The following is a 7,525-nucleotide window of genomic DNA, read 5'->3' on the forward strand; positions in this document are numbered from 1 at the left end:
CCTCCACTCTTAATCAGAGTGAATCAGCGGCAGACCAACCAATCAACGGACTTTTTCAACACTATCTCCGCAGAGCTTCCGATCAAGCCCCGCGTTGTCGTGCGCAAGGACTGGTAAGGCGGTCGTTTCCGCCTGACGGAGACGGCGTGGTGCGCAGTAAATGCCCACTCTACGGTGAAGGGATGAACCCCCGGCGCGTGATGCGGCGGGGGTTTTCTTGTCGATCGCCGATCGCATTCAGCTTCGGGTCGCGGACGAAAGGACTCGTGATGCCCCGGGCGCGACGCTTATACACCGCTCATCGGCACGTCGATGGCGCGGGTGATGTCGTCGGCAGAGGCTGACGCATTTCCTATGGGACGGATGCCGGAACGCCTGACTGCAGCGATCAGACGGGTTGCGAGGATGTAATCTTTTCCCTCGTGAGAGATCACAGGGTTGAGCCGCGCAACCGCGGGATAATCAGGGAGCAGCGGGATCACCACCACAGCGGGGTCGGGGGGCAGCAGATCGCTTTCAACGATCACCATCAGCACGTCACCATGGGCGGCGATATCGTAACGTCTCAGTCCTTCCACGTGGTGCCAGCGGGGCCTGCGAGGATATCGGCGAGAGGATGGCCGTTATTGGCATGCCATTTCGCCTGTGCCTCGAAGGCGTCGGCGTTCTCGCTCAGCCAACGAGCGCGCCGTGCGTCGGCCACGGCGTGTTTGAGCGCCTCGTCCGCGACGGCGGAGACATTTACGCCGAGGGCGCGCGCCTCGTCCAGCGCGTCGCTGTCGAGGCTGAGTGAGGTTTTGCGCTTTGCGGCGGTGGGCATGAACGGGGTATTCCCTGACTATACCGTTATTTTATACCGGCAGATGATCGGGTCAAGTTTGGCCCGGGTTCGGTGCGATGCGGTGATGGGTGCAAGCACCCATCCTACGGGTCAGCCGACGTTTGCCAGCACCTCGACGTTATAGCCGTGCGCCAGCGCCGCCCCGGTCTGGGGATCGCGCAACACGAACTCGAACCGCGACGCGGGGCGCACGCCGCCGATGGCGGGGAGGGTGCCGCCCATCATGACGTCTCCGGGGGCGAATTTGGTCCCGGTCTCGGCCTCAAACGCCGCGATCAGGTCCCAGGGGGAGAGCATCGCGGCGACGGTGCCCTTCTGGTAGGTGACGGTTTCCCCGTCGATCACGGCGCGGCTTGCGATTTCGAGGCTGTCCCAGCGGTCGCGCAGGGGGTCCAGAGGCCAGAGGCGGTTGCACACGGGCTTGTCGCACATCTGTTTCGAGACGGTGATGTTGTAGGCCTCGACCTTGCGGTCGGTGTGGTCCGAGCCGGTGCCGACCCAGAGCGTGCCGTCGATGTTGAAGAGTACGAATTCCACCTCTCCCGACGATCCGTCGCCGGGGGTTTGCAGCAGGTTCGTGGTGGTCAGTCGGGTGACGGAATTGCGGTAGAAGACGGGGGTGGTGGCGGGGCGCTTGATGCCCAGAGCTTCCAGTTCGGCCATGTGGTGTTCCATCGCGGCCTTGTCGCGGCCGGTCCAGCCTGCGACGATGAAGCGTTTGGGGGTGAAGGTGAGGGGCCTCTCATCCCTGCGGTCATCCAGGATCAGGTCGAGCGTGTGGGGCATGGTAGATGCTCTCAGTCTAGAATTTCCGGGGCAGGCCCCGGTGCGGGCGTCACACCCAGGCGTAGTTGAAGCTGACCGAAAGGCGGTCGTCCTCTGACATGTTCATCGGCACCTCGTGGCGCAGCCAGCTTTCCCAGAGCAGGACGTCACCGACCGCAGGCGAGACATAGGCGAACTGGCGCAGCTCTTCGGGGGCGTCCTTGGTGCGACCGGGGGAGGCCATCATCATCGGGAGCCTCGGGTCTTCGAACTTGATCGAGGCGGAGCCGTCGGGAAGGGCGACGTAGGTGGTACCCGAGATCACCGAATGGGGGTGGATGTGACCGGTGTGGATGCCGCCTTCGGGCAGGATGTTGATCCAGATGTCTTCGAGCTTGAGCTTCCGTCCGTCGAGGTCGAGGTGCAGGGATTTGGCGAAGGCCGCGACATGGGCGTCGAGCACCTTGATCAGGTCGGCGAAGATGGGCGAGCGCCAGCCGAGGTCGGTGAGCGAGGCATAGGACGTATAGCCGGGATAGCCGTTGTCCTCGGACCATTGCTGGCCCGCCTCGTCATCCTCGGCGATGGCGTAGCAGGAGGCTTCCAACTCGTCCGGGTCGATGGGTTTGCCGTGCTCGGAGAGCGCGGCGTGATAGAGCGGGGTGACGAAGAGGTTCTTGATCTGGGCCATGGGTGCGATTTAGCGCAGCGCAGCGGATGAGGCGAGGGGAAACGTGTCAGAACGCCCGCTGCAGAGCGCGCGACAGGAAAAAGCCCCGGCCGCTCTGGTTGCGGCATTCGAGGCCGGCGGTGGACGAGCGGCAGACAAAGCCGCCGAACTGGCCGGTGACGCCGTAGTCCGCGACGTGCTGACCGCCGCTGTGGCGGTGGCCGGGGGCGAGGCAGGTGGCGGTGACGGGGCCGGTATCGGCCATGCGAAAGCCGATGCCCTGCCCGAGGGGACAACTTTCGAGGCCGGGGACCGAGGCGGGTTTGCTGCGACTGAGGATCGTGCAGTCGATGTCGGAGCTGCCCGCCTCCTCGCCGACCCAGCATTCGATGTTGCCGGAGGGGGTGGCGAAGGACCAGACGTCGGCGGCGGCAGGGGCGGTCAGCAGGCAGAGCATGGTGCAGGTGCGCAGGATCATCGCGAAGGGCTCCTTTCCCGTTGCAGTTCTGCCCTGATACCCCATATTTTGTGACGCGTCTGCGGGGTTTGCACGCTTTTGCAAACTTCTGATCCAAGGGGGTTGCCACCTTGGGGAAACCCCCCTATACGGCGCACTTCGAACCCACTCCACCAGAATCATGGGTCACCCTGACGGGGCCCCCTGGTGATGTTGAAAAGGAAAAGCGTGATGAACGCCCAAGAACTGCGGGATAAAACCCCGGACCAGCTTCGTGATGAGCTGGTCACCCTCAAGAAAGAAGCCTTCAACCTGCGTTTCCAGCAGGCCACCGGCCAGCTTGAGAACCCTGCGCGCCTGCGCAGCGTGAAGCGTGATGTGGCCCGTATCCACACCATTCTGAACGAAAAAGCCAAAGCGGCTGCGGAATAAGGAGAGACCGATATGCCCAAGCGTATTCTGCAAGGCGTCGTGACCTCCGACGCGAACCAGCAAACGGTAACCGTGATCGTCGAGCGCCGCTTTACGCATCCGGTTCTGAAGAAGACCATTCGTAAGTCCAAGAAGTACCGGGCGCACGATGAGAACAACACGTTCAAGGTGGGCGATACCGTGCGCATCATCGAATGTGCACCGAAGTCCAAGACGAAACGCTGGGAGGTGCTGACGGCGGAAGCCTGAGGCACCGAGGCCCCCCGCTAGGGGGCCAGCGTGACATTAATCGAAACCCTGGGGACAAGGCCGCATCAGCCCCCCAAAGGTCGGGAGAAACCAAATGATCCAGATGCAGACCAACCTGGATGTTGCTGACAACAGCGGCGCGCGCCGTGTGCAGTGCATCAAGGTCCTGGGTGGTTCCAAGCGTAAATACGCGTCCGTCGGCGACATCATCGTCGTCTCGGTCAAGGAAGCCATCCCGCGCGGTCGTGTGAAGAAAGGCGACGTCCGCAAGGCCGTCGTCGTGCGCACGGCCAAGGAAGTTCGTCGTGAGGATGGCACTGCCATTCGCTTCGACCGCAACGCAGCCGTTATCCTGAACAACAACAACGAGCCGATCGGTACCCGTATCTTTGGCCCGGTTGTTCGCGAGCTGCGCGGCAAGAACTTCATGAAGATTATCTCGCTGGCTCCGGAGGTGCTCTGATGGCTGCCAAACTGAAAAAAGGTGACAAGGTCATCGTCCTGGCCGGTAAGGACAAGGGCAAGACCGGGACGATCACGTCCGTGGACCCCAAGGCCAACAAGGCCGTGGTCGATGGCATCAACATCGCCATCCGCGCAACTCGCCAGAGCCAGACGTCGCAGGGCGGCCGTCTGCCCAAGGCGATGCCGATTGACCTGTCCAACCTCGCTTACGTCGATGCCAAGGGCAAAGCGACCCGTGTCGGCTTCAAGATGGAAGGCGACAAGAAAGTACGCTACGCCAAGACCACGGGGGACGTGATCGATGCTTGATACCGCAAACTACACACCCCGTCTCAAGACGCTTTACCGCGACGAGATCCGCGGCAAGCTTAAAGAGGAATTCGGCTACAAGAACGACATGATGATCCCGCGTCTGGACAAGATCGTGCTGAACATCGGTTGTGGTGCCGAAGCCGTCCGTGACAGCAAGAAGGCCAAGAGCGCGCAGGAAGACCTGACCGCGATTGCAGGCCAGAAGGCGATGACCACCGTGGCCAAGAAATCCATCGCGGGCTTCCGCGTGCGTGAGGACATGCCGCTGGGTGCGAAAGTGACCCTGCGCGGCGAGCGCATGTACGAATTCCTTGACCGTCTGATCACGATTGCACTGCCCCGCGTCCGCGACTTCCGCGGCGTTTCGGGCAAGTCTTTCGACGGCCGCGGCAACTATGCCATGGGCCTGAAAGAGCACATCGTTTTCCCCGAGATCGACTTTGACAAGGTCGACGAGACCTGGGGGATGGACATCGTGATCGCCACCACGGCGAATACCGACGCTGAAGCCAAGGCGCTGTTGAAAGCTTTCAACATGCCCTTCAATTCGTAAGCGCGGAGGAAAGAGATATGGCTAAGAAATCCATGATCGAGCGCGAGAAGAAGCGCGAAGCAATGGTCAAGAAATACGCGGCCAAGCGTGCCGCGCTCAAGGAAATCGTGAGCGACGAGAGCAAGCCGATGGAAGAGCGTTTCCGCGCCTCCCTGAAGCTGGCAAAACTGCCCCGCAACTCCAGCCCCGTGCGCCTGCACAACCGCTGCCAGCTGACGGGCCGTCCGCACGCCTATTACCGCAAACTGAAAATCTCGCGTATCGCGCTGCGGGACCTCGGCTCTTCCGGCCAGATCCCCGGCATGGTCAAGTCGAGCTGGTAAGGAGGGTTAGCAAATGAACGATCCTATCGCAGATATGCTGACCCGTATCCGGAACAGCCAGATGCGCGGCAAGTCCACGGTCATCACGCCGGCCTCCAAGCTGCGTGCATGGGTGCTGGATGTGCTGGCCGACGAAGGCTACATCCGCGGCTACGAGAAGGTGACGGGCGCAAACGGCCACCCGGCGCTGGAAATCAGCCTCAAGTACTACGAGGGCGAACCTGTCATTCGCGAGCTCAAGCGGGTCTCCAAGCCCGGCCGCCGCGTCTACATGGGCGCACAGGACATCCCGCAGGTCCGTCAGGGTCTGGGTGTGTCGATTGTCTCCACCCCCAAGGGTGTGATGTCGGACGCGAACGCGCGCAGCCAGAACGTTGGCGGCGAAGTGCTTTGCACCGTATTCTAAGGAGAAGGCGATGTCTCGTATTGGTAAGAAACCGGTTGAACTGCCCAGCGGCGTGACCGCCACGGTGTCGGGTCAGTCGATCGAGGTGAAGGGCCCCAAGGGCACCCGCAGCTTCCGCGCGACCGACGATGTGGACCTGAAGGTGGACGGCAATGTCGTGCACGTGACCCCGCGCGGCAAATCCAAGCGCGCCCGCCAGCAGTGGGGCATGTCCCGCACGATGGTGGCGAACCTGGTGACCGGCGTGACCGAAGGCTTCAAGAAAGAGCTTGAAATCCAGGGTGTGGGTTACCGCGCCCAGATGCAGGGCAACACGCTGAAGCTGAACCTGGGTCTGTCCCATGACGTGGATTACGTCGCACCCGAGGGCGTGACCGTGACCGCTCCCAAGCAGACCGAAATCGTTGTGGAAGGCATCGACGAACAGAAGGTTGGTCAGGTTGCTGCGAACATCCGCGCGTGGCGCGCGCCCGAGCCCTACAAGGGCAAGGGCATCCGCTACAAGGGCGAGTTCATCTTCCGCAAGGAAGGCAAGAAGAAGTAAGGACGCAAGCAAATGGCAAACAGCAAAAGACAACTGTTCATCAAGCGCCGTCTGCGCGTTCGGAACAAGCTTCGCCGCGTGAATCCCGGGCGCATGCGCCTGAGCGTGCACCGTTCGAACAAGAATATCAGCGTGCAGCTGATCGACGACGTGAACGGCACGACCGTGGCCTCCGCCTCCTCGCTGGAGAAGGATCTGGGCGTGGTCGGCAAGAACAACATCGCAGCGGCGACCAAGGTGGGTGCTGCGATTGCCGAGCGCGCCAAGAAGGCCGGTGTGGAAGAAGCCTACTTCGACCGTGGCGGCTTCCTGTTCCACGGGCGTGTGAAGGCTTTGGCCGACGCCGCGCGCGAAGGCGGTCTAAAGATCTAAGCGCGGGGTGGGCGATGCGCCCACCTTACGTAAGGTGGAGTTCTCCTCCACCCATGTTGAGAAAGCGCAGGGGGCGCGGCATGCGCCCTCTCGATGATCCGGGAGCCGCCTTGGCCCACTGGGATCGAGACAACCGGGCGCTTGCCCACCAATGAAAGGATGCCTCAATGGCAGAACGTGAAAACCGTCGCGGCCCGCGCCGCGAACGTGAAGAAGCACCGGAATTCGCCGACCGTCTGGTCGCGATCAACCGCGTGTCCAAGACCGTGAAGGGTGGTAAGCGCTTTGGTTTCGCCGCTCTCGTGGTCGTGGGCGACCAGAAGGGTCGCGTTGGTTTCGGCAAGGGCAAGGCCAAGGAGGTCCCCGAGGCAATCCGCAAGGCGACCGAGCAGGCCAAGCGCCAGATGATCCGCGTGCAGCTGCGCGAGGGCCGCACCCTGCACCACGACATGGAAGGCCGCCACGGTGCAGGCCGCGTCGTGATGCGTGCCGCGCCGGAAGGTACCGGTATCATCGCCGGTGGTCCGATGCGTGCCGTTTTCGAGATGCTCGGTGTGAAGGACGTTGTCTCCAAGTCCATCGGATCGCAGAACCCCTACAACATGATCCGCGCCACCATGGACGGCCTCAAGAAAGAGCAGTCGCCCCGCTCCGTCGCGCAGCGTCGTGGCAAGAAGGTCGCGGACATCCTGCCCAAGCGCGAAGATGCGCCCGAGGCATCCACCCAAGTTGCCGAGGAGGCCTAAGACATGGCTAAGACTATCGTCGTCAAGCAGATCGGCTCTCCGATCCGCCGCCCTGCCAAGCAGCGCCAGACGCTGATCGGCCTGGGCCTGAACAAGATGCACAAGACGCGCGAGCTGGAAGACACGCCCGCCGTGCGCGGTATGATCAACTCGATCCCCCACATGGTGGAGATCGTGGAAGAAAAAGGCTGAGGTGGTGGCGGGGTGAACCCCGCCATACGGAAGGTTCTGAGCGCCCCGCCGGAAACGGCGGGGCGTTTTCCGTTCATGCGCATGCTCCTGAAGACAAGGGGGAACGCACGCCCATTTCTCGCCCTAAAGCTTTTCCAGTTTACGTAGAAGCATATCCGGCCTCGCAAAAGTAGTTCCAGCATTCTTGCGGGGTGTAGA

Annotated in this window: 16 protein-coding genes; 11 read left to right on the top strand and 5 right to left on the bottom strand. The window is 62.2% G+C overall.

Annotated features, from left to right (window positions below; genetic code table 11):
• Positions 1–287: 287 nt before the first annotated feature.
• The 5 genes from AB2B41_RS22650 to AB2B41_RS22670 all read right to left on the bottom strand — a co-directional run bounded on the left by AB2B41_RS22650 (position 288) and on the right by AB2B41_RS22670 (position 2,799).
• Positions 288–578, bottom strand: a complete 291-nt coding sequence (locus AB2B41_RS22650) for a CcdB family protein (RefSeq protein WP_367880098.1) — start codon at positions 576–578, stop codon at positions 288–290.
• Complete coding sequence (locus tag AB2B41_RS22655) at positions 566–820, bottom strand: type II toxin-antitoxin system CcdA family antitoxin (RefSeq protein ID WP_367880099.1); 255 nt, start codon at positions 818–820, stop codon at positions 566–568. The genes AB2B41_RS22650 and AB2B41_RS22655 overlap by 13 nt, the downstream gene beginning before the upstream one ends.
• 111 nt (positions 821–931) lie before the next feature.
• A complete protein-coding gene (locus AB2B41_RS22660; protein WP_367880100.1) occupies positions 932–1,627 on the bottom strand; it encodes a DUF2848 domain-containing protein in 696 nt (231 codons plus the stop codon).
• A gap of 49 nt (positions 1,628–1,676) precedes the next feature.
• Positions 1,677–2,297 (bottom strand): TIGR02466 family protein, encoded by a 621-nt coding sequence (locus AB2B41_RS22665; protein ID WP_367880101.1) that lies wholly within the window; start codon positions 2,295–2,297, stop codon positions 1,677–1,679.
• A 46-nt stretch (positions 2,298–2,343) separates the two neighbouring features.
• Complete coding sequence (locus AB2B41_RS22670) at positions 2,344–2,799, bottom strand: DUF6636 domain-containing protein (RefSeq protein WP_367880102.1); 456 nt, start codon at positions 2,797–2,799, stop codon at positions 2,344–2,346.
• 165 nt (positions 2,800–2,964) lie between these two features.
• On the opposite strand from AB2B41_RS22670, the gene rpmC reads away from it, so the two are divergent.
• The 11 genes from rpmC (at position 2,965) to rpmD (ending at position 7,327) form a co-directional block, all read left to right on the top strand.
• Positions 2,965–3,165, top strand: a complete 201-nt coding sequence (gene rpmC / locus AB2B41_RS22675) for a 50S ribosomal protein L29 (protein WP_367880103.1) — start codon at positions 2,965–2,967, stop codon at positions 3,163–3,165.
• Positions 3,166–3,177: 12 nt separating this feature from the next.
• Positions 3,178–3,414 (top strand): 30S ribosomal protein S17, encoded by a 237-nt coding sequence (rpsQ, locus tag AB2B41_RS22680; protein WP_367880104.1) that lies wholly within the window; start codon positions 3,178–3,180, stop codon positions 3,412–3,414.
• Between the two features lie 94 nt (positions 3,415–3,508).
• Complete coding sequence (gene rplN, locus AB2B41_RS22685) at positions 3,509–3,877, top strand: 50S ribosomal protein L14 (RefSeq protein ID WP_039523372.1); 369 nt, start codon at positions 3,509–3,511, stop codon at positions 3,875–3,877.
• Positions 3,877–4,188, top strand: a complete 312-nt coding sequence (gene rplX, locus AB2B41_RS22690; protein WP_367880105.1) for a 50S ribosomal protein L24 — start codon at positions 3,877–3,879, stop codon at positions 4,186–4,188. Before rplN ends, rplX begins: the two co-directional genes overlap by 1 nt.
• Positions 4,181–4,744 carry a 50S ribosomal protein L5 gene (rplE, locus tag AB2B41_RS22695; RefSeq protein ID WP_367880106.1) on the top strand — a complete coding sequence of 188 codons (564 nt, stop codon included), beginning with the start codon at positions 4,181–4,183 and terminating at the stop codon, positions 4,742–4,744. The genes rplX and rplE overlap by 8 nt, the downstream gene beginning before the upstream one ends.
• Before the next feature lie 17 nt (positions 4,745–4,761).
• A complete protein-coding gene (gene rpsN, locus AB2B41_RS22700) occupies positions 4,762–5,067 on the top strand; it encodes a 30S ribosomal protein S14 (RefSeq protein WP_367880107.1) in 306 nt (101 codons plus the stop codon).
• Between the two features lie 13 nt (positions 5,068–5,080).
• The gene (rpsH, locus tag AB2B41_RS22705) at positions 5,081–5,473 is read left to right on the top strand and encodes a 30S ribosomal protein S8 (RefSeq protein ID WP_367880108.1); all 393 of its coding nucleotides are present in this window, start codon (positions 5,081–5,083) and stop codon (positions 5,471–5,473) included.
• Positions 5,474–5,483: 10 nt separating this feature from the next.
• Positions 5,484–6,017: a 50S ribosomal protein L6 gene (rplF, locus tag AB2B41_RS22710; protein ID WP_367880109.1), complete on the top strand. Its 534-nt coding sequence runs from the start codon at positions 5,484–5,486 to the stop codon at positions 6,015–6,017.
• Between the two features lie 12 nt (positions 6,018–6,029).
• On the top strand, positions 6,030–6,389 hold the full coding sequence (gene rplR / locus AB2B41_RS22715) for a 50S ribosomal protein L18 (protein ID WP_367880110.1): 360 nt from the start codon (positions 6,030–6,032) through the stop codon (positions 6,387–6,389).
• A gap of 167 nt (positions 6,390–6,556) precedes the next feature.
• Complete coding sequence (gene rpsE / locus AB2B41_RS22720) at positions 6,557–7,135, top strand: 30S ribosomal protein S5 (RefSeq protein ID WP_367880111.1); 579 nt, start codon at positions 6,557–6,559, stop codon at positions 7,133–7,135.
• Positions 7,136–7,138: 3 nt separating this feature from the next.
• A complete protein-coding gene (rpmD, locus tag AB2B41_RS22725) occupies positions 7,139–7,327 on the top strand; it encodes a 50S ribosomal protein L30 (RefSeq protein WP_367880112.1) in 189 nt (62 codons plus the stop codon).
• Positions 7,328–7,525: the final 198 nt, after the last annotated feature.

It is taken from the genome of Sulfitobacter sediminis (assembly GCF_040811725.1).
Classification (GTDB): domain Bacteria; phylum Pseudomonadota; class Alphaproteobacteria; order Rhodobacterales; family Rhodobacteraceae; genus Sulfitobacter; species Sulfitobacter sediminis.

Bases quoted from the DNA above. Each gene is read 5' to 3' on its own strand.
- rpsN (WP_367880107.1), top strand. From the start codon at position 4,762: ATGGCTAAGAAATCCATGATCGAGCGCGAGAAGAAGCGCGAAGCAATG.
- AB2B41_RS22655 (WP_367880099.1), bottom strand. From the start codon at position 820: ATGCCCACCGCCGCAAAGCGCAAAACCTCACTCAGCCTCGACAGCGAC.
- AB2B41_RS22665 (WP_367880101.1), bottom strand. From the start codon at position 2,297: ATGGCCCAGATCAAGAACCTCTTCGTCACCCCGCTCTATCACGCCGCG.
- rplF (WP_367880109.1), top strand. From the start codon at position 5,484: ATGTCTCGTATTGGTAAGAAACCGGTTGAACTGCCCAGCGGCGTGACC.
- rplE (WP_367880106.1), top strand. From the start codon at position 4,181: ATGCTTGATACCGCAAACTACACACCCCGTCTCAAGACGCTTTACCGC.
- rplN (WP_039523372.1), top strand. From the start codon at position 3,509: ATGATCCAGATGCAGACCAACCTGGATGTTGCTGACAACAGCGGCGCG.
- rpmD (WP_367880112.1), top strand. From the start codon at position 7,139: ATGGCTAAGACTATCGTCGTCAAGCAGATCGGCTCTCCGATCCGCCGC.
- AB2B41_RS22660 (WP_367880100.1), bottom strand. From the start codon at position 1,627: ATGCCCCACACGCTCGACCTGATCCTGGATGACCGCAGGGATGAGAGG.
- rpsQ (WP_367880104.1), top strand. From the start codon at position 3,178: ATGCCCAAGCGTATTCTGCAAGGCGTCGTGACCTCCGACGCGAACCAG.
- AB2B41_RS22670 (WP_367880102.1), bottom strand. From the start codon at position 2,799: ATGGGGTATCAGGGCAGAACTGCAACGGGAAAGGAGCCCTTCGCGATG.
- rplX (WP_367880105.1), top strand. From the start codon at position 3,877: ATGGCTGCCAAACTGAAAAAAGGTGACAAGGTCATCGTCCTGGCCGGT.
- rplR (WP_367880110.1), top strand. From the start codon at position 6,030: ATGGCAAACAGCAAAAGACAACTGTTCATCAAGCGCCGTCTGCGCGTT.
- rpsH (WP_367880108.1), top strand. From the start codon at position 5,081: ATGAACGATCCTATCGCAGATATGCTGACCCGTATCCGGAACAGCCAG.
- rpmC (WP_367880103.1), top strand. From the start codon at position 2,965: ATGAACGCCCAAGAACTGCGGGATAAAACCCCGGACCAGCTTCGTGAT.
- rpsE (WP_367880111.1), top strand. From the start codon at position 6,557: ATGGCAGAACGTGAAAACCGTCGCGGCCCGCGCCGCGAACGTGAAGAA.